The organism is Bythopirellula polymerisocia (assembly GCF_007860015.1).
GTDB classification, from domain to species: domain Bacteria; phylum Planctomycetota; class Planctomycetia; order Pirellulales; family Lacipirellulaceae; genus Bythopirellula; species Bythopirellula polymerisocia.
The window spans coordinates 783,284-808,840 of record NZ_SJPS01000001.1; the positions used below are offsets into that span (position 1 = coordinate 783,284).

A 25,557-nucleotide genomic window follows, 5' to 3' on the forward strand; every position below is an offset into this window, starting at 1 on the left:
CATTTCAGATATGTTTAAATGTAAAATGTCCGCATTAAAAGAAAAATAGTTCCTGCTCAGGGGGTTTTTCGCAGGCAAAATCGCAGATTTTCTACAAACACTCAACGAGCGGCGGGAAATCTGCCCGCCTCTAGATAGGGCAGACGGTTTTTTTGGGAGAAACCGAGCCGTAGCGAGGTACTATGCCGCATTCCTTTGCGTGGATACTGCGACAGCCATAGGAATCGGTACTCTAGCCAGGCAATATGGCGTTGTGGTAGACCTCCTGCACGTCATCGCAGTCGTTAAGAAGGTTGAGAAATTTCTCGAACATCGGGAGATCATCCGCGGTGATTTCGATGCGAGTGAGTGGCAAGAAGGTTATTTCTGAGACTTCCAGTTCGATTGCTGGCAGCGCCTCTTGCAGCGCTTGCCTGGCCTTGTCGAATTCAGTGGGTGGGGCGAAGAGAGTCACTTTGCCCTCCTCGCACTCCACATCGCTGACATCGACATCGGCAGTCAACATAGCTTCCAGGATTGAATCGCCATCGTCTCCCGCGAAGGAGAACACGGCAAGGTTTTCAAACGCGTGGGCGACGGAGCCCGGCGTGCCGATCTTGGCGCCGGCTTTGGTAAAGCAGTTGCGAACGTCGGTGATTGTGCGATTGTTGTTATCGGTCAAACAGTCCACGATGACTGAACAGCCACCGGGTCCAAATCCTTCGTAGCGGGCTGATGAAAAGTCCTCGCCGCCGACGCCATTGGCTTTTTCGATTGCCTTTTCGATGACGTGGGCCGGCACCTGATCGCGTTTGGCTTTGTCGATGAGGCTGCGTAAAGCGAGGTTGCTCGCCGGATCGCCGCCGCCATTTTTAGCTACGACGTAGATTTGCTTGCCATACTTGGAATAGATTTTTGTCTTTTGGCCAGCCGTCTTGGCCATCGACACTTTGCGAACTTCAAAACTTCTACCCATGGAATGTGTCTCGTTATGGATTTCGCGTTGAGTGGTCTATAGGTTTTGGTTGCCGAGCTGGACTCTTGTTGAAGTCCTCCCCGGCAGAGAAGACCTACAGCGATTGGGTATTCTTTAATTTACTTCCAAACTTCCAGAAATCTCCAGCCATTCTTCCTCGAGTTGGGCCAACTCGTTGGTGATGGTGGAAAGCTGGTCGTGGGTTTTTTGGGCTTCGGCGGCGTCGGTGATCTTCATCAGGCGAGCGTTTAGTTCCTTCTTCTCCTCGTCCAGCTTGGCGATTTTTCTTTCGACGCTGCGGAGTTGTTTTTGGAGTTCGCGTTCTTCTTTGCCGCCCACTGGGCGCGGCCCTGTTGTTGCACCCGCAGGGGGTTTGCCGCGGACGACGTGCTCTGCCCTTAAGCCGGCATCGAGTTCCTTCTGAACCCGGTAGACGTAGTCTTCGAAACTCGCGGGGTAGCTGGCCACGCGGCCGTCGCGGACTTCAATCACGGCAGTGGCGACGCGCTGCATGAAATAGCGATCGTGACTGGTGAAGATTACGGTGCCCCGATAGCGGCAGAGGGCGTCGGCCAAGGCTTCGACGGTTTCCACATCGAGGTGATTGCCCGGTTCGTCGAGCACCAGCACATTGTGTTGCTGGAGGAGCAAACCGGCTAGGACCAGGCGAGCCCGTTCGCCTCCGCTGAGAACGTTGATTTTCTTTTCGATCATATCGCCGCTGAAAAGAAAGCTGCCAGCGACGTCTTTGATCTGCTGCATCACCGTGCCGGGGGCCGCCTGGTTGTAAAGGTAGTCTTCGACGGTCTGATTCTTTGGTAGCGTGGTGTAGACATGCTGGGCATAAACGCCGACTTGGCATCCGTAACCCCATTTGAGCGAACCGGCAAGCGGCTTTAGCGACCCGCAAACGGTGCGGAGAAACGTGGTCTTCCCTTGGCCATTGTCACCCACGACGCCGACGCGCGTGCCGTGTTCGACTTCGAGTTGCACCTCAGTGGCAACCTCGTTGTCGGGGTACCCGATCGCAAGTTGCTCGGTTCGCAGGGCGGTTCCTTGGCGAACTTCCGATTCGGGGAAGCTGAACCGCACGGTCGCTTCCTGGCCTTGGACTTCGACGAGTTCGAGCCGCTCGAGCTGCTTAGCTTTGCTGCGGGCCTGACTGGCCGTGTTGGCGTTGGCACGGTTTTTGTTGATGAAGGTTTCGAGTTGCTTGCGTTTCGTGAGTGTGGCGGCATTCACGCGCAGATCGTGCTCGCGACGCTCGGCGAGGTTTTCCAAGTAGGAATCGACATCGCCGGGAAACATGGTGAGTTTCCCGCGGGAAAGTTCCAGCGTCTGGGTGCAGGTCCGCTTGAGGAATGACCGATCGTGAGACACGACCAGGCACCCAGCAGGAAAGCTCCGCAGGAAACCTTCCAGCAACAATTGAGTACGGAGATCAAGGAAGTTGGTCGGTTCGTCGAGAATCAGGAGATTGGGATCGTGAAGCAGTAGGGCGGCGAGTTTCACGCGGGTTTGCCAACCGCCGGAAAGCTGCCTCACGGGCTGGTCGAGCATCGAGTCGGGGATCTGAAACTGCCAGGCGATTTCACCGCAGCGCCACTCGGGTTGGCCGCTGTCGCGCTGGAGGAAGCCAATAACCGTTTCACCGTCGAGAAATGGATCGTGTTGCCGTAGGTAGCCGAGCCGAAGTTTGCGACCGCGGACCAGTTCACCCGAATCGAGTTCCTCCTCTCCCAGCAAGACGCGGCAGAGGGTGCTCTTGCCAGCGCCGTTGCGACCGATGAGGCCGACCTTCTCATCGTCGGGAAGTGCGCAGCTAGTCCCGTCGAGCAATTCTTGATGCCCGTACCGTTTGAAGGCGTTTTGAAGTTGAAGAACGACGGGCATGGGAGAGGGGCTGGGAGTTGGAGGCTGGGATTCGAGGGCTGGGGACTGGCAGGTGGGCAATTAACCGCGACGCGATGCATCGCGTGGATTCGAGCCACGATCCATGAACCAATTCCATGCCGCGACCACTGCTAAAACTACACAGCATACCATACAGAGCGCCGCAAACCAGTCGCCTTGGGAAGCATAGAAGCTCGGATAGACTGGAAGCGAAGTGCTATCTTGAGGGATGTCCAGATCCACCAGTAGGAATTCTGGTTTTTGCCGCAGGCTGAGGGCGACGATGTGGCCGAAGTCATCGACGTGCGCTGAGAGGCCACCATTGGCGGTGATCAACACGGGGGTTCGCATTTCCACGGCTCGAAAAACGCTGCACGCCAGATGCATATCGAGCTCACTGGAGCCCCAATACCAGGCATCGTTAGTCAGGTTGATTAAGATGTCAGGACGCACATATTCGACCTCCATGAGGTGTTCAAATTGCTGACGAATCAAATGTGGTACGACCGTCTCGTAGCAAATGTTGGGGGAGTAGACTACCTCGCCGACGGTCATCGCCACTGGACGCTTGCCAGATTCGGCTCCGCCCGACAGGGGGGTCAGTTGATACAGCACCGGGAACCAGTCGGCAAATGGGATGAACTCACCAAACGGGACCAAGTGCATCTTGTCGTAGATGGCGAGGGTCTCGCCGAACTTGTCGACGAGCACCGACGAATTGAAGCCGCGATAGGAGAGCGTCTCTTCATCGCCTGGGGCAACTTCGACACGGTCGATCCCCACCAGCACGGCGCAGCCGAGTTGCTTGGTGAGTTCGGTCAGGATTTCCTGCGCGGCGGTAAAATGCGATTCATGGACTAATTCGCTCTGTGGTTGATTCCCCTCCTCGGCCATCCAAAGTGTTTGGCGAAATGCCGTCTCTGGCCAGACGACCAGATCGACTGCGCGACCATCCCGCTCACGCGAGGTCTTAACAGCATCGAGCGAGAGCTTCCAATACTCGTCCATGATGGATTGCTGCTTGGCTGGATCACTCTTCCAATCGGCGAGCGTATTCCCCTGGATCAGGGCGATACGCTGTTGAACCACCGGAGACTTGGTTTGAAGTGCAAGATCAAGTTGCTTCTGATGGCCATAGACAATGGTCCCGGCTAGCAGGGCAAGAGCAGAGCTTCCATAAATCAACTTTTCTTTTCGAGAGCTGGAGATGATCTCCGTCACACATGCAGCGATGAAGATAATCAAAAATGTAACGCCATACTCGCCCACGAGATCGGCGATCTGAATTACCCGGGGCGATTGATACTGGGTATGGGCGAGCGACCCCATGAGGAAACCGGTCAAGAAGTGCGCCCGGATGTAATCGAGCCCAGTCCATACAACGGGAGCGATGATCGCCAGGGGGATTTTTAACTGATGCAATCCGATACGAGACAAGGCTACAAACAGCGAGAGGTAAATGCCCAGATAACCAGCCAGGGCAAGTAAAGCAAGATGGTTGAGCGGGTGTGGTAGGCGAATCCAATGTACTGCCAGCAGCCAAAAGACCATTCCAGAGAGCCACAACTTCCAATAAGGCCGCCGGCCAGGAAGCGTCTCGGTGCGAACCAGCAGCAACCAGGGGACGGGTGCGATCCACGCCAGCCAACTCCAACTCACTGGCGGAAAGGCCAACCAGCAGAGCACACTGCCGGCAATGCCCAACCCTAGTGTTGATAGACGATCCGTGAGTCGCGCGGGTAGGTGGGCCGAGTTGATGGAAGCAGAATTCATGCTTTCCAAACTACGAATCGCGGCCACTTTTGAACAGAGCAGGCCAACGGGTTCGCAGGTGAGCTACGAAGAACCCACGGGCAGGGCTATAATACTGACATGACATTTGCCAGCCAGAATGAACCATGTTCTTCGCATTATTCACCGCGTTATCGGCTCGGCTGGTTGGGATGCGTCGTTCTGGCATGTAGTGGCTGCTGGGAGGAGATTCACTACATCCCGAGCAAATCGCCAATTGCTCAATCAGCAGAAACTGAATCCGAGGCAGCTGCAGAGCAAGATCACCCAACCGTTCCAGCACCCACGAGCGACGAGCTTTTTGGCGATAACTCAGAACCGGAAACTCTCTCCGAAGAGCCCAGGGAATCATTACAGGATGCGATTGATACTGAGAGCGTACCGTCGGCTGAAACTCCGCTTGATGAGCCGCAATTGGCAGAATCTCACCCTGAACAGCCAACTGATGAGCCCGCAAGTGACTTGTTTGGTGAAGAGGAAGCCTCAACCTCTGCGGACCCCGTAGATAAGTTGGACTCTGAAGAATCAGAACCAACTGAACTTGAGTGGGGGGAAGTCTTGCGTCCTTCTCGCACAGCCTTGGCTGCTTGGAAGATGTGCAGTCACTGGAGCTACGCCGCGGCTATCTATGCCAAAGGATTGGGAGTGGAACAGTACGGAGACTCGCTTCAGCACGCCAACAACGCGGCTGAGATACTTGAGATGGAGCTTCCGGAGTTTCCCCATTCTGAGAAGGACGACCTGCAAGCGGCGGTGATCGACTACCTCATCCATGCGGGTCGTATGCAATTGGCCGACCAACTAGCAGATACTCGCTCGCCCGAGTATGCAGCCTTGGCAGAATTGGCGATCAAGTCGCATGTGCTGCTTTTGGTTTACACTCCCAAGAGCCAGCACTTAGAGCCGATTGTGTTAGCAATTCGGCGAGCTGCCGAGGATTCGACGCTGCCACCCTCACTTTGGGAAGAATTCGTCAAACTCCTAGAACAGAGAGCTCCCTACTCGGCTGTCAAAGCTGCCGTCCTGAAGCTTCATCAACAGGTGGGCGACTACTTAGGCGGTTCCCTCGAATAGGATCGGATTCTATTTGCCGTAGCAATTGTGACGGTTAGCGAAACCCTCTGATGCCAATCCGGCACAAGTTTACTTCCTCTTTGCTACTTCTTCGCTTTGCGCGCCCTTACCGTAACCTAAATTTGATCAGCATTGGTTGCGTCTGAATGAACCTTCTATTTCGAGGTGTAAAAGAAACATGTCAGAACCAAATCGCAAAAAGACTTTTGTAGATCCTCAGGTGCAAGGTGCGCTGGTTCGTCGGCTTATAATGCACTGGATAGGATTCTTTGTTCTCGCGTCGCTTGTTGCTTTTGTCTTGCAAGTTTTGAGTGACCCGTTTCAACCAATCTCAGACCATTTGCAGCAAGTATGGTGGACACAAGGCCCTTTCTTGTTGGCGGCTTTGTTTCTCTTGCCGGTCTTTGTACTTGACACCATTAAACTTAGCCATCGCTTTGTGGGCCCCATCAATCGCCTGCAGTGCACGATTCGCAGTATTGCTGATGGGAATATGCCTACCAAATTGAAGTTTCGCGACTTTGATTTTTGGCAAAGTCTGGCAGATGACTTTAATCAAATGATCGATCGGCTTCGTTCCGATGGCAATTCTTGTGAGGAAGCTGCCGACGAAGATGAGCCAGCCGCTGTTTGATCGACTTTCTAGAATAATAATTGTCGTTGGAGAACGATCTGATGCGAAGTTTTCGAAGGAACCACAGTCAGTCATTGCGATCGGGCGTGGCAGCGGCAGAATTCGCTGTCTGTTTTCCCGTGGTTGTGTTGATTGTCTTGGCAACAATTGAAGCCTGTACGATGGTGTTCTTGAAACAATCGCTCACAGTGGCCGCCTACGAAGGTGCGAGGACCGCGATTTCACTCAATGCGACTACTGCCCAGGCGGAGCAGAGTGCGCAACAGATACTCACGGAGAGGCGAGTCCGAGGAGGAACTGTCTCGATGACGCCATCGAACCTAGCAGGAGTCAACGCAGGAGAATATATAGAGGTCGAGGTGTCTGCCCCAGCCACGCTCAATTCCGTTGTGCCAATTACCTTCTATCGTGGTCGCAATCTTAAAGCGTCGGCCACGATGATGAGGGAGTTTTAGTTTCTAGCTTTTCAAGGAAAATAAACCATGCGAATCTCAAATTCTAGCCGCAGAATGCAGCGTTCTGCAGGTCGCGCCGGTGCCATGTTAGTGCTGATTGCCGTGACGCTTCCAATTATAGTTATTATGGCTGCATTTGCCCTGAATGTTGCCTGGATGCAATTGGTACGTACTGAACTGCGAACTGCAACGGACGCATCGTCGCGGGCAGCGGCAAAGACCCTTTCTTTGCAGCAAGACGTTACTGCTGCCCGAGCGGAGGCAAAGGTTGCAGCCCGACGTAACCAGGTTGCTAATGCGCCCTTGCGAGTACGGAACCGCGAAATTGAATTTGGCATGTCCCGTCAGCCATCACCTGGCTCTCGTTTCGTGTTCACACCAGGTGGTGCAGCCTTGAATTCGGTTCGTGTAACTGGGAATCGCACGGCGACTTCACGTGGAGGACCCGTCGATCTATTCCTTGGTGGCGTGTTGGGTGTGAATACGTTTGAACCCATTATCACTGCCACTTCTACTCAGCTGGATCGCGATATTTGCCTGGTTGTGGACCGGTCGGGTTCGATGATGCGGAATGTCGTTGGCGGAGGTACGCCAGGACCCAACTGCGGTCCCCCCAATCCGTTGTTGAGCCGTTTTGGTGGTCTCAACACGGCTGTCGCAGGTTTTGTAGACGAGCTCGAGCAAACTCCACAGGAAGAGCAATGTGCCCTGGTCAGCTATTCCAGCAACGGAAGCGAATGCGGCATCACGTTCACGACCTCGGACATCAATTCAGATTTGGTCTACAATTATCAGCCCATAAGGGATGAGATGAATCGGCTGAGCAGCCGACCGGTCAAAGGGTTTACGAACATCTCGGCGGGAATCGACAACGGAGTCCGTGTGCTGACCGGCGCGCGTGCGCGGCCTTTCGCATTACGCTCGATCGTATTGCTCACCGACGGCATCCAAAATCGGGGTCGAGAAGCTGTACTTGCTGCCAACGATGCAGCAGCACAGAACATCGTGATCAATACAGTCACTTTCAGTGACGAGGCTGATTTCGCCCGAATGCGAGCCGTGGCGAATGCCACTGGAGGCAAGCACTACCACGCCCCCGACGCTGCAGCGCTGGAAGCCATCTTCCGCGAGATCGCATCAACCCTCCCCGTGCTGATTACGGATTGATACATCGAGAAAGACATTTATGAATAAAACCACGTTCCGCCTAAACGCTCGCCAACGACGTTCATCAAACCGCTGCGGTGCGGCTTCGGTTGAATTTGCCATCGTTGCATCTGTATTCTTTGTAGTACTCTCGGCGTCGTTTGAATTCGTGCGGCTCAATGTGATTCGCCACACGGCAGACAATGCCGCTTATGAAGCAGCACGCGATGCAATGGTACCTGGGGCTACCGCGGCAGAAGCGATCGCGAAGGCCAACTCGATTCTCAACGTTGTTGGCACTCGCGGGGCAAGGGTAACGATCACGCCCCCCGTCTTGAATCCTGACATCCCTGATGTCAAAGTAAGGATCGATATCCCTTTGAGCATAAACGGCTGGATAACGCCTAATTTCACGAGCGGTAAGACTCTCACAGTGCAATCGACACTCAAGAAAGAGCGTGTTCCTCAGTAGCTTTTCTGAGAGCGTGGTCGCTTGGTCTGCATCAGTTCCTCAATTGTTCCTTTTTGGGTCTCGAATCTCGTTTAGCTTCTTGGGCCTACGACAAAATTGCGGGTTAGCAGGTTGTCGTATCTGACAGAGGATTTGTAAGCCGATACGACTAGCCATCTACTTTATTTAACGGCGGTCGTTTTCACCTCCGCACTTCGGCAACGGTCTAAATTGGAGGCGGGTGGTCCAGCCGCTGCAAGTTGTAGAGGCCCCAAATTGACGGCGGTGGCGAGACCGCTGCGTCAACGAACTTCGACTTCTACCCTCAGGTCTGCATACCATCACTAGTCAAAAAATGGCGATTTGCCTTCAGTGAGATCACTTGAGAGCCGCATTTTCTGGCTTGGCATATGCGGCTTTTCTGAGATTTCAGTACCTCCTCAAGCTAAATCCACCGTGCCGATTGCGAGCCCCAGCTGATTTCCTATCATCGCACTGCAAAGGTGGGTGCCGGGTCTTGGGGACTCTGGTATATTAGGTAGTTTTCAGATAACGGCGGCGTGTCCATTGCCCGCATTACGCAAGCTGAGACCAAACCTAGAAGAACCACCTCATGGCCCGAACCGCAACGCTTAGTCTGCTCCTGTTTTTGGTTTTCGCCACGCCCGCCTATCCCCAGGCTTCGAAGCTCAACCGGGCGGTGCGAACCGCTGAGAACCTTGAGCCATCGATTCCTCTGTTGGAGCAAGCACGCGAGACCGAAAGGAAACTCGCTGAGCTTCGGCGAACGACCGGCAAACGGCCCAACATCGTGTGGATTATTGTTGACGACATGGGGTACGGAGACCCGGGCTGCTATGGAGGAGGCAATGCGGTTGGGGCCGACACGCCGGTCATGGATCGCCTCGCTCGCGAAGGCTTGCGTCTGACCTCCTGCTACTCGCAGCACACTTGCACTCCAACTCGCTCCGCCATCCTTACCGGAAGGCTACCAGTTCGGACCGGGCTTATCCGTCCGATTCTCGCCGGTGATACGCTGACTGTGAATCCGTGGGATGGCGAGACTAGCGTCGCCAAAATTCTTGGTGAGGCGGGTTACTACAGCCTGCTTACCGGCAAATGGCATATTGGCGAGGGGGAAGGGATGCGGCCGCACGAGGTCGGCTTCGACGAGTATTACGGCTATCTGCCGGCACAGAAGGAGATAACACAAGCTTTAGACACTCGTCGCTATCCCGACCTCACTCTCGATGCGGACAAACTTGAACGCTACGAGTCCATCGGAGCGGAGCACGCCCTCATTCACGGCTTCAGCATGGGCGATACAAAGACAGTCTCGACCGTTAAGTCCCTCGAAGAGATGGGCGCCGCGGACGAGCAACTCGTTGATTTCTCTGTAGAAAGAATCATGGAGTTTGCAAAGGGAGAAAAACCGTTCTTCCTTGAGCACTGCTTCATGAAAGTGCACACGGACAACTTCGCCAATCCTAAGTACAAGGGTCTCAGTGCAAGTAAGTACGCATACAAGGACAGTCTGTGTGAAGTCGACCTACTGATTGGCCGACTCGTGAAAGCTTTGGACGATGCTGGGGTGCTTGAGAATACCTTTGTGTTTGTCACATCCGACAACGGCCCGCAGATGGATGCCTGGCCAGATGCCGGTTATACCCCGTTTCGTGGAGCGAAAGGGACTACGTGGGAAGGTGGAGTCCGCGTCCCAGGTATCGCCTACTGGAAGGGCATGATATCGCCGGGTCGGGTAAGCGATGGCGTCTTTGACCTGATGGACCTGTTCAACACGGCGGTCCACCTCGCTGGGGCAGACGCTGAGTTGCCGCGTGAAGTGTATATCGACGGCATCGACCAAACGGCTTTCCTGTTGCACGACGAAGGGGAGTCTAACCGCGAATGTGTCTTCTTCTGGTGGAAGAGCGAGCTGACAGCCTTGCGGATGCGTGAATACAAGTGGCACCAAAAGGTATTGCTGCCACAGTCGACCTTTATGCATATCGACATGGCGGTGTTACAGGACGTTGGCACCGCTCCGTGGCTCTTCAACTTGTACATCGACCCGAAGGAAGAGTTGCCCGTTGGACATCGTCGCAACGCGTGGCTGGCGTCACTCGGGGCAGAGGCGAAAGCCCACCTCATGACCTTCAAGAAGTATCCGCCGAAAAAAGTTGGACTCTAACGAAGAATAGACCTCGCAATGAAACTGCATCGCCATCGATTTATTGTGCTCTCCGCCTACCTGGGACTACTTGCTATTCTGTCGCCTGCTCATGGGCAGCCTCAATACAGTACGGTATTGCCGTTCCCGCCAGCGCCTACTGCCAGCGAGGCAGGTGAGACCATCCTCGACTCGACGATGGAATGGCGTGAACAACCGCAGCGGCTTGGTCCCGATGCCCCCAACATCCTCATTGTGCTGATAGACGACGTCGGCTTCGCTCAGAACGATACCTTTGGTGGAGAGATTCACACGCCGACCCTATCCCGACTATTGAACGAAGGAATTTGCTACAACCGATTTCATACCACTTCTATTTGCTCCCCGACTCGGGCAGCTCTGTTGACTGGCCGCAACCATCATCGTGTCGGAAATGGCACGATTGCTGAGCGAGCATCAGACTTCGACGGCTACACGGGCGTTATCCCCAAGACTTCGGCTACCATCGCCGAAGTACTGCATCATTACGGCTACCGGTCAGCAGCCTTCGGCAAGTGGCACAACACGCCTGCAAACCAGACGACCGCGATGGGGCCATTCGACCGCTGGCCGACCGGTCATGGATTCGATTATTTCTATGGCTTCCTGGCTGGCGAAACGTCGCAGTACGAACCGCGGCTCTACGAAAACCTGAACCCCGTGGAGCCGCCGCACGACGAAGAGTATCACCTCACCGAGGACATGGCCGACAAGGCTATCGCTTGGCTGAAGCAACATCAGGCGTTCTCGCCCGATAAGCCGTTCTTCATGTACTGGGCACCTGGTGCCGCCCACGGTCCGCATCATGTGTTCGCGGAGTGGGCCGACAAATACAAAGGAAAATTCGACGACGGTTGGGACGCCTATCGCAAGCGGGTCTTCAAGCGGCAGAAAGAGTTGGGCTGGATTCCAGCCGACACGAAGCTGACGCCTCGGCCAGACTCCCTCGCGTCATGGGAGAGCATTCCTGAGTCGCAACGAGCCTTTCAGCGACGATTGATGGAAGTGTTCGCAGGATTTGTTGAGCACACGGATGCCCAAGTCGGCAAGCTGATAGACGGACTCGAAGAGCTTGGGGTACGCGATAACACCATTGTGCTTTACATCTGGGGAGACAACGGGGCAAGTGCCGAGGGACAGCAAGGCAGTATCAGCGAGCTGCTGGCACAGAACAACATCCCAAACACGGTCGAGCAGCAGATGGAGGCACTCGAACAACTCGGTGGCCTTGAAGCGCTCGGCTCAGCGAAGACCGACAACATGTATCACGCTGGTTGGGCGTGGGCAGGTGATACGCCACTGCGTTCGACGAAGTTGGTCGCCGCACACTTCGGCGGGACACGGAATCCGCTTGTCATTTCTTGGCCAAAGGGCATCCAACCGGACGAGACGCCTCGCTCGCAGTTCCACCACGTCAACGATGTCGTGCCAACTCTCTACGATATCATCGGCATCAAGCAGCCCACACAGGTGAACGGCTTTGAACAAGACCCCATCGACGGCGTGAGCATGGCGTACACGTTCGCCAATGCCCACCCGAAAGGTCAAAAGAAGACGCAGTACTTCGAGAATAACGCTAGCCGAGGTATATACCACGACGGCTGGTTCGCCTGCACTTTCGGACCGTTCCTGCCGTGGGACACGCCCAGCACGGGCGAGCGGCTCGCAGCGTGGAACCCGTCGCAAGAGGTCTGGGAGCTGTACGACCTGACCGAGGACTTCTCACAGGCTACTGACCTAGCAGACGAGGAACCGCAGCGGCTTGCTGAGATGAAGAAGTTGTTCCTGGCCGAGGCTAAGGCGAACAAGGCACTGCCTATCGGCGGTGGACTTTGGACACGGTTTCATCCCGAGGACGTGATCTCCACTCCTTACAGGTCGTGGCGATTCGACGCGACCACCCGGCGCATGCCCGAGTTTACCGCTCCGGGACTTGGCAAGAAGAGCAACGTAGTCACCGTCAAAGTTGAAGTCGACGAGAATGCCTCGGGCGTACTCTACGCACTTGGCGGCGGCTCGGGTGGTCTGACGCTCTACATGGACCAGGGGAAGCTGGTCTACGAATACAACATGCTCCTCATCGAACGTTATCGAGCCGAAGCTGCAAAGCCGCTACCGGCAGGCGAACACTCGATTGAGGTCATTACGGCCCTGGTCCGACCCGGTGCTCCCGCCACCGTCGTCATCAACGTCGACGGTGAGGAGGTGGCTCGTACTAACGTCAAAAGGACTGTTCCGGCTGCCTTCACCGCCAGCGAGACATTCGACGTGGGCGTTGACCTTGGCTCCCCGGTCTCACGCGATTACGCGAAGCGGAGGCCTTTTGAGTTCAATGGTGTCATCAAGGAAGTAACCGTTGCGCTAGAATGACCCGTAAGCAATAAATCGTGCGCTACGGACACCCGAAGGTTCCCTGCGGCTGTCACACCACCGCTTGCAGTTGCGCGGTCAGCTAATTTGCCGCGGATGCATCACCCGCTGTAGGAAAGGGTCGAATGCTAACTTACATAGGTGTACATAGAATCTGTTAGAAACGACGGTACAGTTAACCCCCTCGGATTAATACCCAGACTAAGTTTTCGTCGCGATTGCCGATTCACTCTACCTCTACCTCTGACTGAGGACTCCCATCAGTCAATCTCGCAATCTTGGCCAGGGCTCTTCGCCTGCAACAATCGCTCAACTTCTTCGACGCTCATCCCGCGATCGATCATCTCGCGCTTAAAGTCCAGCTCTTGGCGGTAACATGCGAACTTGCGGATCTGATTGAATAGGCTCGTAATGATCCCTGTGCCGAAGACAATTACCAACATGAGAAGGACAAAATTGAACGGGACGGGCAGCAGATGGACGAACTCTTGGATTGTATTCATGGCAGTTGCTAGATATCTCGATCTGGCGAAAAGGAGAGGTGGGCCAATTCCTGTGATTTATCCGCACATGGGGCGATTCGTCGTAATGTAGCCGATCTTGGCCAAAAATCTTCAAAATCGACAAAACTACTCAGCCCGTAATTCCCTTAAATCACTGCTCAATTCTTGGGCGTTCCCTGCCCGCGGTTGATTGACTCGCCACCCTAAACCATTTACTGTAAAGGTGTTGGCGAGCGTTTTCTGTTTGCTTGTGTCTTCACCTGTTGGAAGACATAGGGGCAAATCCCGCCCGACGTAGTCGCCTCAGTATCTGGAGTGCATTTTGTCAGCGAAACCCTGGGGTGGTGTATTTGATGGGGCAACCGATCCCCGCGTTGAGAAGTTCACCGAAAGCGTGAGCTTCGACCACCGATTGTACGCCCAAGATGTCCGCGGTTCGATCGCTCATGCCAACATGTTGGCAGCTGTCGGCGTACTCACCCCTGTAGAAGCCAAGCAGATATCGGTCGGCCTGGAAGAGATCGGCGGGGAAATCGCCGCCGGCACCTTCGCCTTTCGCCAGGATCTCGAAGATGTCCACATGAACATCGAACGAGCTCTCATTGACCGCATAGGCGATGTAGGCCGCAAGCTCCACACGGGCAGGAGCCGCAACGATCAGGTGTCGACCGATTTTCGGCTCTGGATTCGTGACACGATTGACCAGATCGATGCACTGCTAACGGACTTGCAACGCGCTTTCGTCCAACGATGTGGCCGTGACGAAGGGGTGATCCTGCCAGGTTACACTCATCTGCAGCGGGCCCAGCCGGTGCTGGCAAACCACTATTGGCTTGCCTATTGCGAAAAGCTGCAACGAGACCGCAGCCGACTTGCAGACTGCCGAGGCCGAGTTAACCAACTTCCGCTGGGAACGGCTGCTTTGGCGGGGACCACAATTGCTATTGATCGGCAGATGGTCGCTGACTCACTCGGTTTCGAGGGAGTCGTCGCCAACAGCCTCGACAGCTCCAGTGACCGAGATTTTGCGATCGAGTTCGCCTTTGTCCTCACCATGATCGCCGAGCATTTAAGTACTTGGGCCGAGGAGTGGATTCTTTGGTCGACGTGCGAGTTCAACTTTCTGCAGCTTCCTCAGGCATACTGCACCGGCTCATCGATCATGCCCCAAAAAATAAATCCCGATGTACTGGAACTTACCCGCGGCAAGACTGCTCGCGTGGTGGGCAACTTGCAGGCACTGTTGGTGCTGGTGAAGGGCTTGCCGCTGGCCTACAACCGCGACCTGCAAGAAGACAAAGAACGGGTATTCGACTCCGCAGACACGGTAAGTGCTTGCCTGGAGCTGGCGGCAGCTGTCGTCGCGGGTGCCGAACTGAATCGAGAGGCGATTTCCTCGCGGCTTGAACATGGTTACCTCGATGCAACTACACTCATGGAATACCTGATTGGTCATGGGGTTCCTCAGCGTTCAGCCCATGAAATCATCGGTCGTTTGGTGGCTAGTGCCATGAAGCAGCGTATGCCATTGGCCGAGTTGCCACTGGCTGAGTTTCAACAGGCTCATAGTGCTTTGGATGAAAAGGTCTTCAATGTGTTGGGTGTCGAGCATGCCATCGCCGCGTTCCAAAGCGTAGGATCAACCGCCCCACCGAAGGTCGCCGAACAAGTTGCTTCATGGAGAAACCACTTAGGATGTTGAATCAGGAGACTGCACATTGCGTTGAAGCAATGGGACGCGGAGGAGCGCAGATTCGAAAGGATTCGTTTAGGAATGCTTTTTGATGCACAACCGTGAAATTGAACTGGATACCGTAGTATGAATCCTTACTGCATAATTCGTGACCTTCTTCCCAATCCGCGTTTACGTGCGGCCTCGTTGCTGCTCTGCGCACTCATGTCCCTACCAGCATCTGGCCAGGAACAGAGTGCGATACTCACCGAAGCGGCCAGCCGCAGCCCTGCGGTGGCTGCCATACTCGATATCCCACGCGAGAAGCCGGCCGATGCCATGTCGGTAGTTCTCACTTTGATCGATCTGGGTGAGTCTAGCGCCGCTGCTGAAGTCTTCAAGCCGCTCGCAGCGGAGAAACTTACTCCCGAAGAGATGGCCGAGATTGCCAACCAACTTGGAACTGCTCGACTGCTGTCCTTGGCTACTAAGGCTGAAGACAAGCAGATCCCCGGGGCACGAGTATTTGCACAGAAATGTATGGATGCGGCGGCAAAGGAAGCTCGAAAGCCTGAGAATCTCGATCGCTTGATTGGTGATTTGGGCAGCGATAGTGCCGAAACTCGGCAAGCCGCTCGCCACGACCTGGCAGTGATTGGCTTCCCCGCTGCCGAGGCTAGCATGCATGCCCTGGCAACTTCGACCGACAAAGAAACGCGAACCCAGTTGCTGCTGGCACTCGCTGAAATGCGGCCATTGGTGAATCCTCTTATTGTGGCAGCGCTGGCGGAAGGGGAAGGACAATTCCGACGCGACGTTGCCGAACTTGCCGGCCATTTGCAGCTATTAGAGGCGATTCCCTGGCTGGCGACGTTGGCCGCCGGAGGAGATCAGAACTCCGAAGTAGTCGCTACCGCTCAAGCTGCATTAGTGAAAATGGGCTTATCGCTCCCCGATCAAAACGACGCGGTAGCCGTCGTGAGACGAGGGGTAGAACGACTGGAGGCGGGAATCCCTGCCGATGAGATCTCTGTCGATTCGGACCTGTGGTGGTCGTATGACCCTGAAAAGCAACGCATATCGAGTCGACAACTTTCCCCAGCTTTGCTCCGTTCTCTGGCACTTGTTCGGATCAGTCAAAACTTCCTGGCACTTGCTACTGCATCGGTGGAAGATCGCCAGTTAGCGATTGTCTCAGCGATTGAAGCGTCAGGCCTCCTTGGTGAAGCGCCTCCCGAGGAAGTCATGGAACTGGTAAAGGGGCTCACCACTGAAGAACTTAACTCGATCCTGGCCCTGGCGCTGAAGTCAGATCGAGGTGCGGCGGCCATCACCATCTGTTCTCAATTGGGTGACCGGGGCGATCTTGCAGCCCTGACATCTTTCGATGGGCTCCCCACTCCCTTGGCCCGGGCGGTGAACGATCCGAACCTTGAAGTTCAATTCGCCGCCCTGGCTGCGATCATGAAGATCAATCCGCGGCAATCGTTTGCCGGAGCCAGTGCAGTGCCAGCGGCACTTTGGCGATTCGTATCGAGCTCGGGCACGCCCCAGGCCGTGGTAGGGGCTCCGACTGCCGCTCATGCAGATGACTGGGCCGGTGCATTGCGTGGTATGGGCTACGACGCGACGCCGGTATTCACAGGGATTGAGGTCGTTAAGCAGGCTTTGGCATCCCCCCGCCTGGAACTACTGTTGGTGGATAGTGATATCGGCAAGCCGCTCTTGCGGGAAGTGCTTTACCAAATTCGTACCCACTCGCGACTGGCACACGTCCCCGTTGCAGTACTCGCAGGCAATGAAGACCTGGCACTAGCAGCTGAAATAGCTGAGAAGGACAAGTACCTGCTAGCCGTATCTCGTCCGCATGGGGCAGATGCTATGAAATCGCTCGTTAATCGCCTCACCGTGTTGGGCGATCATCAATTCACTGCTGAGGCACGGACCCAGCAATCCACGCAGGCCCTCGAATGGCTCGCGATGCTCATGAAGGACAACGCTCCTTACGATGAGCTACTCCGATACGCAGATAGCTTGGAGAACTCTGTCTATCGTGCAGAACTTGCAGCGCCATCGCTGGAAGCACTCGCCGTCGCGGGTACTGCCGGTAGCCAGCAAACCCTCGCAGCTTTTGCCAGCCAACCCACCCAACCGATTGAGCTGCGTCGCCAGGCAGCAAAGGCCTTTTCAGAGAGTTTCGAGCGATTCGGCTGCCTGCTGACCGCCGAGCAAATCGCGGCGCAATACGACCGCTATAACGCTAGCGAAACCGCCGATCCCGACACACAACAAGTGCTCGGCGAAATACTTGACACGATCGAGAAGAAGAAACGAGGTGAGTAAGCGCATTGGTGAGTGATCCCAATTGCAACTGACCACTGACTACTGACACCCCCCCCCATGAATCCCCCCCCAACCAGTCTCGATCTCAACGCCAACCCGGGCCCCCTCCGGGGCATCATCGGCTCGGGGTCCGCCATGGCCGAGGTGTTCCGGGTGACTCGGCAAGTGGCCCAGTCGCAGGCTTCGGTGCTGCTTTTGGGTGAAACTGGTACGGGCAAGGAGCTGATTGCCCATGCGCTTCATGAGCTCAGCAAGCGGCGCGAGCGCTCGTTTGTCCGTGTCAATTGCGGTGCATTAAGCGAAAACCTGCTCGAAAGCGAGTTATTTGGGCATGTCCGGGGCGCATTCACCGGGGCGATTGACAATCGGACTGGCCGATTCGAAGCAGCCCACAAAGGAACGATTTTCCTGGATGAGATCAATTCCACCACGCCCCACTTGCAGGTCAAACTGCTTCGCGTCTTGCAAGAACGCGAATTCGAACGGGTCGGCGACACGAAGACCTTACAAGTGGATTGCCGTGTGATTGCAGCCAGCAATCGTGACCTGCTCTCGCTGGCAGAGGAGGGCCTGTTCCGCGAGGATTTGTACTACCGCCTAAATGTCGTGCCGGTCTATCTCCCACCTCTGCGGGAGCGTCCCGAGGATATCCCCGAACTCGTCACGCACTTTCTCAATATCTATAATGAACAAAACGACCGCTACGTGGTCCACATCGACCCCCGAGCTATGGAGGCCATGCAAAAATACACTTGGCCCGGTAACGTACGAGAATTGCAAAACTACGTAGAACGTGCGGTCGTGATGGCCGAGGGAGACGAGTTGACCATCGACCTGTTGCCATCGATTGTTGTGACCGGAAGGGCTCCTCGCACTTTGGGGAATCGACCACTGGATTTCCAATCCCTGACAGAGGAATTGGTACAGGTGGGAGTCAACGGTGCCAGCGACACGGCGGAAGACCTACACAGTCGGATCGTAGATCACGTCGAGCGAGAGGTCATCGCCCAAGTGATGACTATTTGCGATAACGTGCAAATCAAGGCGGCAGCCCGTTTGGGGATCAACCGCAACACGCTGCATAAGAAACTCAAACAATATGGCTTAGAAGTGGAGGGGTAAGTGATGGAAGGTATCCAATAAGCTGAGAGCTAAGAGTCTAGAGCCAGAATTAGAAATATTATGCTCTGGCTCTTGACTCTAGCCTTTCCGCTCTCGACTACATCCCACCCTCATGGACTCTGGCATCAACATCATCTGTTTCTCGGCAAGCTATGCCGTAGCGCTTGCGCTGGAAATTGCGCGGCTATGGGTCAAGATCCCTTACAGTCGAGCACTAGAAATATTTTCCGTCAGTGCCGGAATCGTCGCTCAAACTTGGTATCTGGGGCACCGCGTTGCTAGACAACCCTCTGCGCCACTTTCTAGCCAACAGGATTGGTTTTTGCTAGCCGCGTGGGTATTGGCAGTGGTGTATCTGGCAGCAAAGTTTTACTACCCAGAAAAATCGCTGGGGCTTTTTCAATTGCCTGGTATCTTGGCTTTGATTGGTGCCTCAGTTCTGGCATCCACGCGACCACTGGCTCCAGAAGAAGCCCCCCGCGTATGGGGCCTCGCACATGGCGTGTTTCTCCTCTTAGGAACGGTTGCCGTGATCGTAGGTTTTTTTGCCGGAATCATGTATTTGCTGCACAGCCACCGATTGAAACGCAAATTGCCGCCGACGGCCGGATTTCGTCTCCCCAGTTTGGAATGGCTCGAGCGGGCTAACGGTCGTTCGCTAGGAATCGCCACCTTGATGATGTGCGGCGGGCTACTGACCGGAGTGGTCGCCCGACTTGCTCAGCAAGGATCGACTCGCAATTTCTCCTGGAGTGATCCCGTGGTGGCGAGCCTCACGGCCATGACGGTTTGGTTGGTAGCCTGCGAGGCATTTCGCATACTTTACCCGGCCGCTCGCCGTGGCCGAAAAGTGGCCTACCTGACCGTAGCCGCGTTCGTTTTCCTGGTATTCGTATTGGCCGCCGTGGTCTGGGGAGATCGTTTCCATACTCAGTCAGCAATTACCTCTCAGAGCGACAGCCTGGCCGCCAGATGCATGACTTCCCCACCGCCTGGAGGTGTGGCATGAAACTCCGCATGGTGGGCTGCAGTCATAACCAAGCCTCGATTGAGATCCGGCAACGTTTAGCTTTTGACTCCAAGCAAGCGGCAGAGGCCTTAGTTCAATGGCGCAAGGATCTCCCCGAGACTGAGTTTGTCCTACTCTCAACCTGCAATCGGGTAGAACTCTACGCTGCAGGGTCTCAGGAGACACCTCGAACCGAGGAACTCGTCACCGCGTTAGCTCAGTTTCATCGGCTCGCTCCGGGCGAACTCAACGAGCGGATTATTTCGCTCACCGACCAACAGGTGGCAGGCCATTTGCTGCGAGTCGCGGCCAGTCTCGACAGTATGGTAGTAGGCGAACCGCAGATCCTCTCGCAAGTCAAGGAGGCCTACCGAATCGCGCAAACCAATCAGGTCGCGGGACCGCGACTTCATGATCTCTTTCAGGCAGCCCTCCGCACAGCAAAACGAGTTACTGGAGAGACAGCCCTGCATCGCCATCGAGTGAGCATTCCGAGTGTGGCAATTGCCGAGCTAGCCAACTGCGTGTTCGAGTCGTTCGACGACAAGCAGGTCCTAATTGCAGGGGCAGGGGATATGGCCGAGGAAACGCTCCGCTATCTGCGGGAAGTTGGCAACCCCCATATCCACGTAGTCAATCGCAGTCCGGAGCGAGGCCGAGAACTGGCCGCGAAATGGAAGGGAACTTTTCACCCCTGGGAGGAATTGTTCAAACAGCTCGCATTGGCAGACTTGGCGATCAGCACAACCAGCGCTACTGAGCCGATTATGTCGGCTGCCGAGTTCTCTGAACAAATAGCTCCCCTCCGCCACCAAAGGCCACTGGTTATTCTCGACCTTGCAGTCCCTCGCGATTTCGACTCTGCCATTGGGAGCGAATTGGGCGTGTATCTCTACTGTATTGACGATCTGGAGCGAGCCTGCCAGCGCAATCGCGCGGCTCGCGCGGCGGAACTCCCTGCCGCCGAACGAATCGTACGTGAAGAGACCGCTCGATTTATAGCTGACTCTCACCTGCGCGCCACAGCCCCGGTAATCTCTGGCTTGCGAGAAGGGCTTCATCGCCCCAAAGAAGCTGAACTGGAGCGTCTTTTTAACAAACTGCCAGAGCTTGACGGCCGATCTCGTGAGGAAATACGCCAGTTTGCGGATCGTCTAGTTAACAAGCTCCTACATCCACCACTCGAGTCCTTACGCGACGCTTCTAGAAACGGCACTCATCACGGGCTATTGGATGCGCTGCGCCGCCTGTTCAAGCTGGAAGACTGAATCTAGCCATCGATAGACCCAGCGCGGCCAAAGGCCGAAACCAGAATATGGAACAGGAGGAAACGAAGGTTACAGAGAAAAGAGGGAACCTATTGAGTGGAACAATAACCTTCGCTGATCTTCACTAATCTGATTAGTGCAGATTGCAGATTAGTGACGATTTGTTTTGCACTCTACTTTTTAAAAATCTTCGTTCTCTGGGTAATCTCCTGCTCAATTAATTCGCGCACACTGAGAAGATTTGAATCGTTAGTAGCACGGATGAAACAAAGATATTGCGAAAGATGGATTCTTATCCGTGTTAATCCGTGGCTAATTAAATTGCATGTGCGAGTGAGGAATCTTTATTCCTCCTCTTCATCCTCGTACTCGTATTCGAATTCTTCATCAGATTCGAGATCGTCGTCCTCGTATTCTTCTTCGTCGTCTTCTTCCTCGTCGGCGTCCTCATCGACTTCTTCCCACTCGTCTTCGTCATATTCTTCGTCGACTTCCTCTTCGCCATCTTCTTCGGCGTCCTCCTCGTCAGCGTCTTCGTACTCGTATTCATACTCGTACTCTTCGTCGTCGGCGTCCTCGTCATCGGCATCTTCGTCCTCGTATTCCTCGTCGGAATTCGAGATCGGATTCAAATAACGATCGACCAGATCAAAGTGGTCTTCCTCGACTAGAACTGAGACACTCGCTGCCTCGGCGAACACGCTTGATTTTGAGGAATCAATAAGCTGCACGATTTTGCTCCTTCAACTTCTCATGATTCTGAAGATTTAAAATGCTTCGGTAGGTTTGTAACGCAATAAGAATCGGGTCCAAGTTTAGCGATGCCAACCGCAACCGGTCAACAAAGAAACGTCTAGGTTTGATATCGCAAAAGGACAGAAAACGAGGTTATGGCGAGTGGCGGCCAATTCCGCAAGATTAGCCTTCCGCCCCGATGCCTTGCATTTGATCGATTGGTGGGAGTTGTTCCAAGCGTCGAAGCCCAAAAACGCGTAAAAAATTCTTTGTTGTTCCATACAGGAAGGGCCGCCCGAGGTCCTCCGAACGCCCGACAATACGCAATAAATCGCGTTCCATCAATACTTTCAGGATTTCTCCGCATTGGACACCCCGAATAGCCTCGACTTCCGCTCGAACCACCGGCTGGCGATAGGCCACGACCGCCAAAGTCTCCAAAGCAGGTGGAGAAAGCCTCATTTCCTCGCCCTCACCGTGCAGCCGCCGGAGCCAATCCGCCACGGCAGGCCTGGTAAGCAATTGAACCCCACCCGCCAGCTCTACGACCTGGATGGCACTGGTTCGTTCTTCGTAACTGCGTGCCAGGATCTTCAGCAGGGTACGTGCTTCCGTACCATCGGCAAGTCGGGCCAAAATCGCCAGTTTTCTTGTCGAGACGGGCTCGCGAGAGATAAACAGAACCGCTTCCAGACGGGCTATCTTGGCAAAGTCGTCGTCGGGAGAACCCCCTTCACTTGCGTTCCCAGGTCGTCTGAAGTCGCGCAAGACACCGAAAAGTGGCGTTGTATGGTGCACTCTTCCGATGAGGTCCGGGCGATATCGCGTTGCCGTGCTTCGTAGCAACCTCCCCAACGGTCTTGAAGGAGTTCTCATGGCCGACAGTTTCCTCGGATTTTAGGCCGGGCTCAACGCCATTGAGTGGAAGAGTGGGCGGCATCGAGTTGGACGTTTTGCCAGGAAGTCACTTCGCCGACAACCTGTCGGACTGCAGCCACGGGATCAGCCTCAATGGCATCGAATTCGCGAGACATGAGGCCTTCTGATCCAAAGGGAATCGAGCAATGGAATCGATAGAGGTTTCCCTCGGATCCCCAATGTGCCAACGCATAGTCAGCGGCTCCCAATTTGCGGAGCAGCGAAAAATGGGGTTCCAATTGCCCTGCCAAATCATCTGTCGCAGCCATTTTGGGCTGCGCCACAGGGAGAGTTGCCGACACTAGAGAAATAGGGGAGGAAGGTGGGGCGGAAACGTTCACTTGCGGGGTTTCGTGCTGCCCGCGGATCGATTCGTCGCTCTGCTGTCGGAAAGGTGCTTCTTCAAAACGGGGGGCTGCTTTGTCTTGATCCCAGGCCTGTTTGACCGGCAACTGATGTTGCCATCCCATCGCCTCGCGGGCAACATCCACAAAGCGATCGACCACCTTTTGGGCTCCCGTAGGAAGTGGCCCGTAATAGATCCAGGCCGCCGGCAGACCTACCAGTGTAACGAGCATCACTGTCGCCCTAAATAATGCCGTCATGACAACACTTCCTTAAGTTCAATTCATTTTGATGGAGGGCCGTGAATCCATTCTTTGGTCCTCCTCTGCCAATCGTAGCTCTTAAGGAAAACTAGCAGCAATGGCAATCGGGAACGGCCCACGCTAGCAAGACGATTGAACAGGAGGTCACGGAGATAACCGGGTGAGGGAAAGGATTGTTGACCGCTAAGGTTCGCGAATAAGCGCTGCTGGGGTGTGAGAATTGAGCGGCGAGCCAAACCTGGCTTCCTCCGTCATTTCTGTGACTGGATCGTGTTTGATGTTGTCCCGGCCCGTCGTTAGCGTAAATTAGCGCCTATCAGCGGTTAAACCAAAAATTGCTAGCAGCTTAGAGACTTTCCCAAGTGAGCAAACCTAACCACCCTCAGCGAACCCTACTTGCCCTGGCAATGTTGGCAGTCCGCGTGGCCCTGGCGGCTGGGTTTCTTTCGGCGGTGGCAGATCGATTTGGGTACTGGGGACCACCGGGCGCGGAAGGGATCGCCTGGGGGAATATTGAAAACTACGAAAGCTATGTTGGGCTACTCAATTGGTTCTTGCCTCCGGCGCTGATTTCCCCCGTCGGCTGGATGGCAACCATTGCAGAAATCGTGATCGCCTGCGGCTTCTTGTTTGGCTGGCAGTTACGCTGGTTCGCCTTGGCGGCGGCTCTGCTGTTGACCATCTTTGCCACGGCCATGTGTGCCGCGCTGGGCCCCAAGCCATCGCTGGACTACTCGGTGCTCTCGGCAGCGAGCGCAGCGTTTCTGTTGTTCGCAGTAACGAGAGGAGAGTTTGTGGCGTCTCGGGGAGCGTGAATAAAAAGCCACTCGGGTGCCACTGACTTGGCCAGTGTGTTTTGTTGCCTACATCTTGCAGTTGGCTTTTAGGGAAAATTATCCCAACTTCAAACCGGCTAGTTTTGACGAAAACTTACAATAAGAGCTTTTGTTTTGGCCTCTCAGGTTAAGAAACGTCTGTTCCAGTTCAAAAAGCAAGGAACTGGCGGAAGAGAAGAGCACTGGCGAAGCCAGTGGCGCCCCGCGATATCAGTTGATCAAGTCCAGGCCAGCCAAATACTGCACCAGTGTGAGCATATGGTACTTGGTTTAGTCAGTTTTCTCTGGCCGATCTTGATTCAACGAAACCTGCAGAAGTGAATCCTCTTTGGCAGCCGTAACAAATTCCTGTTCAGTAACCTCCTGGCCGCTGACAAAGTATCTCGGATATCCAGCTTGCATCTTTCCCTTGAGATCTAACATGCGAGATACCCCATGCAACTTATCTTCATGTAAGTAGGCCGATGACCGCAGGGTTTTGTTCGACCAGTACTGGATTGCCCATCCTTCTCTCAAGCCTTTTGTATAGTTCGTAATTGATCGCCCAGCAGCGTCTTCAGCATCACCACTGAAAATCGCCATTGTTACCTCTGGGCCATCTACTTTCCCGTCTATAAATGGGATCTTTCTATTTCTCGAATGGAATTCTGGAAGTTCATATTCTTGCAAGACTCCATTGCCTTGCTTAATAACCGACTGGCCCAGTAGCTTTCCCTTGTCATTCCAGAACTTAAACGTTCCATCGGGTACTCCCATACGATAGGGTCTCTCAGAGAACAACGTTCCATTTTCGTGGTATTGGCGCCACACACCGTGCAATACTCCTTTACGATATAACTTTTCCTCTGCAACTTTCCCGTTCTGATAGAAACGCCTTTCACCAATCTTCCTCTCATCCTGCTCCTGGTAGCCTCCCATCGAAATACCAACATAGCTTCCGCTAGTCAATTCATAAGGAGGAAGGGTTGGTTCGGGAGGTTTTTCAAAATAGTACAGGCGCCGTTCGGTAATTTCTCCATCCGGAGGCATAGGGACCGCCTGCTCGTACGCATTGTTTGAAAGAGAGATTTTATAAAGATCACTCTGCTGAGCATCAATGCCCCGTGCTTCAAATGAATGACATAACACTAGAAGCGGTATAACCAACCAACGCATGCAATCGTTCCTTAAGTTATTGCAAAGAACAAAAAGAAAAAGAGGAGAAAAGGGTCAGAACTGCTCTGTAGAAAACCTTTCTTCTGAGAATCTTCAGATTGTGCTTAACCACTCTCAGCATGATTTCTCGATGCTGCGACCAGTATCTTCGCGCACGAAGTGCTGAGTCAAGCATTTGTTTAATCATGCTGTTTACGGTTTCTACTTGCCATCGTTGTCCATATTTCTGTTTGTCAAAGCGGGTTGCCATGACGCGTCGCCAATAGCCTTTTGGCTTCTTGGTTGTCGAGCGGCCCCGTTTGGGTGGAATCAACGGAGGAGAAAAAGGGGCCGAACTATTTATGAAAAATTGTTCTGCCCCTTTTTCCTTTCAAGCCATTATAGCAGTTACTCGGAGGGAAAGCTTTCAG

At 54.4% G+C, this 25,557-nt stretch carries 22 protein-coding genes; 13 read left to right on the forward strand and 9 right to left on the reverse strand.

The window, feature by feature from the left end:
* Positions 1-232 precede the first annotated feature (232 nt).
* The 3 genes from Pla144_RS03125 to lnt form a co-directional block, all read right to left on the reverse strand.
* On the reverse strand, positions 233-955 hold the full coding sequence (locus Pla144_RS03125; RefSeq protein WP_146447847.1) for a YebC/PmpR family DNA-binding transcriptional regulator: 723 nt from the start codon (positions 953-955) through the stop codon (positions 233-235).
* A gap of 114 nt (positions 956-1,069) precedes the next feature.
* Positions 1,070-2,848, reverse strand: coding sequence for an ABC-F family ATP-binding cassette domain-containing protein (locus Pla144_RS03130; protein WP_146447848.1), 1,779 nt, complete (start codon positions 2,846-2,848; stop codon positions 1,070-1,072).
* A gap of 60 nt (positions 2,849-2,908) precedes the next feature.
* On the reverse strand, positions 2,909-4,621 hold the full coding sequence (gene lnt / locus Pla144_RS03135; protein WP_146447849.1) for an apolipoprotein N-acyltransferase: 1,713 nt from the start codon (positions 4,619-4,621) through the stop codon (positions 2,909-2,911).
* Positions 4,622-4,720: 99 nt separating this feature from the next.
* Here lnt and Pla144_RS03140 point away from each other — a divergent pair, with 99 nt between their 5' ends.
* The 7 genes from Pla144_RS03140 (at position 4,721) to Pla144_RS03170 (ending at position 12,978) form a co-directional block, all read left to right on the forward strand.
* Complete coding sequence (locus Pla144_RS03140; protein WP_146447850.1) at positions 4,721-5,713, forward strand: hypothetical protein; 993 nt, start codon at positions 4,721-4,723, stop codon at positions 5,711-5,713.
* Between the two features lie 178 nt (positions 5,714-5,891).
* Positions 5,892-6,347 carry a hypothetical protein gene (locus Pla144_RS03145; RefSeq protein WP_146447851.1) on the forward strand — a complete coding sequence of 152 codons (456 nt, stop codon included), beginning with the start codon at positions 5,892-5,894 and terminating at the stop codon, positions 6,345-6,347.
* A gap of 41 nt (positions 6,348-6,388) precedes the next feature.
* Positions 6,389-6,802 carry a TadE/TadG family type IV pilus assembly protein gene (locus Pla144_RS03150; RefSeq protein ID WP_146447852.1) on the forward strand — a complete coding sequence of 138 codons (414 nt, stop codon included), beginning with the start codon at positions 6,389-6,391 and terminating at the stop codon, positions 6,800-6,802.
* Between the two features lie 27 nt (positions 6,803-6,829).
* A complete protein-coding gene (locus Pla144_RS03155; RefSeq protein ID WP_146447853.1) occupies positions 6,830-7,969 on the forward strand; it encodes a vWA domain-containing protein in 1,140 nt (379 codons plus the stop codon).
* A 19-nt stretch (positions 7,970-7,988) separates the two neighbouring features.
* The gene (locus Pla144_RS03160) at positions 7,989-8,420 is read left to right on the forward strand and encodes a TadE/TadG family type IV pilus assembly protein (RefSeq protein WP_146447854.1); all 432 of its coding nucleotides are present in this window, start codon (positions 7,989-7,991) and stop codon (positions 8,418-8,420) included.
* Positions 8,421-9,012: 592 nt separating this feature from the next.
* Positions 9,013-10,590 (forward strand): arylsulfatase, encoded by a 1,578-nt coding sequence (locus Pla144_RS03165; RefSeq protein ID WP_146447855.1) that lies wholly within the window; start codon positions 9,013-9,015, stop codon positions 10,588-10,590.
* An 18-nt stretch (positions 10,591-10,608) separates the two neighbouring features.
* Complete coding sequence (locus Pla144_RS03170; RefSeq protein ID WP_146447856.1) at positions 10,609-12,978, forward strand: arylsulfatase; 2,370 nt, start codon at positions 10,609-10,611, stop codon at positions 12,976-12,978.
* Positions 12,979-13,238: 260 nt separating this feature from the next.
* Here Pla144_RS03170 and Pla144_RS03175 read toward each other — a convergent pair whose 3' ends face one another.
* The gene (locus tag Pla144_RS03175; protein WP_146447857.1) at positions 13,239-13,481 is read right to left on the reverse strand and encodes a hypothetical protein; all 243 of its coding nucleotides are present in this window, start codon (positions 13,479-13,481) and stop codon (positions 13,239-13,241) included.
* A gap of 322 nt (positions 13,482-13,803) precedes the next feature.
* On the opposite strand from Pla144_RS03175, the gene argH reads away from it, so the two are divergent.
* The 5 genes from argH (at position 13,804) to hemA (ending at position 20,895) form a co-directional block, all read left to right on the forward strand.
* Positions 13,804-15,183 (forward strand): argininosuccinate lyase, encoded by a 1,380-nt coding sequence (argH, locus tag Pla144_RS03180; protein WP_146447858.1) that lies wholly within the window; start codon positions 13,804-13,806, stop codon positions 15,181-15,183.
* Positions 15,184-15,300: 117 nt separating this feature from the next.
* Positions 15,301-17,496 (forward strand): HEAT repeat domain-containing protein, encoded by a 2,196-nt coding sequence (locus tag Pla144_RS03185; RefSeq protein ID WP_146447859.1) that lies wholly within the window; start codon positions 15,301-15,303, stop codon positions 17,494-17,496.
* Positions 17,497-17,631: 135 nt separating this feature from the next.
* Complete coding sequence (locus Pla144_RS03190) at positions 17,632-18,618, forward strand: sigma-54 interaction domain-containing protein (protein ID WP_231936207.1); 987 nt, start codon at positions 17,632-17,634, stop codon at positions 18,616-18,618.
* Positions 18,619-18,730: 112 nt separating this feature from the next.
* A complete protein-coding gene (ccsA, locus tag Pla144_RS03195) occupies positions 18,731-19,627 on the forward strand; it encodes a cytochrome c biogenesis protein CcsA (protein ID WP_146447861.1) in 897 nt (298 codons plus the stop codon).
* Positions 19,624-20,895: a glutamyl-tRNA reductase gene (gene hemA / locus Pla144_RS03200; RefSeq protein ID WP_146447862.1), complete on the forward strand. Its 1,272-nt coding sequence runs from the start codon at positions 19,624-19,626 to the stop codon at positions 20,893-20,895. The genes ccsA and hemA overlap by 4 nt, the downstream gene beginning before the upstream one ends.
* A gap of 344 nt (positions 20,896-21,239) precedes the next feature.
* Here the strand turns inward: hemA and Pla144_RS24420 are convergent, their stop codons facing one another.
* The 3 genes from Pla144_RS24420 to Pla144_RS03215 all read right to left on the reverse strand — a co-directional run bounded on the left by Pla144_RS24420 (position 21,240) and on the right by Pla144_RS03215 (position 23,153).
* Positions 21,240-21,626: a hypothetical protein gene (locus Pla144_RS24420; protein WP_197530352.1), complete on the reverse strand. Its 387-nt coding sequence runs from the start codon at positions 21,624-21,626 to the stop codon at positions 21,240-21,242.
* A 187-nt stretch (positions 21,627-21,813) separates the two neighbouring features.
* Positions 21,814-22,506 carry an SMC-Scp complex subunit ScpB gene (gene scpB, locus Pla144_RS03210; RefSeq protein ID WP_231936137.1) on the reverse strand — a complete coding sequence of 231 codons (693 nt, stop codon included), beginning with the start codon at positions 22,504-22,506 and terminating at the stop codon, positions 21,814-21,816.
* 32 nt (positions 22,507-22,538) lie between these two features.
* The gene (locus tag Pla144_RS03215; protein ID WP_146447863.1) at positions 22,539-23,153 is read right to left on the reverse strand and encodes a hypothetical protein; all 615 of its coding nucleotides are present in this window, start codon (positions 23,151-23,153) and stop codon (positions 22,539-22,541) included.
* 365 nt (positions 23,154-23,518) lie between these two features.
* On the opposite strand from Pla144_RS03215, the gene Pla144_RS03220 reads away from it, so the two are divergent.
* A complete protein-coding gene (locus Pla144_RS03220; RefSeq protein WP_197530353.1) occupies positions 23,519-23,971 on the forward strand; it encodes a DoxX family protein in 453 nt (150 codons plus the stop codon).
* Positions 23,972-24,262: 291 nt separating this feature from the next.
* On the opposite strand, the gene Pla144_RS03225 is transcribed toward Pla144_RS03220, so the two are convergent.
* Entirely contained in the window at positions 24,263-25,147 is an 885-nt protein-coding gene (locus Pla144_RS03225; protein ID WP_146447864.1) for a toxin-antitoxin system YwqK family antitoxin, read from the reverse strand.
* Between the two features lie 16 nt (positions 25,148-25,163).
* Positions 25,164-25,460, reverse strand: coding sequence for a transposase (locus tag Pla144_RS25430; protein ID WP_391580951.1), 297 nt, complete (start codon positions 25,458-25,460; stop codon positions 25,164-25,166).
* Between the last annotated feature and the right edge of the window lie 97 nt (positions 25,461-25,557).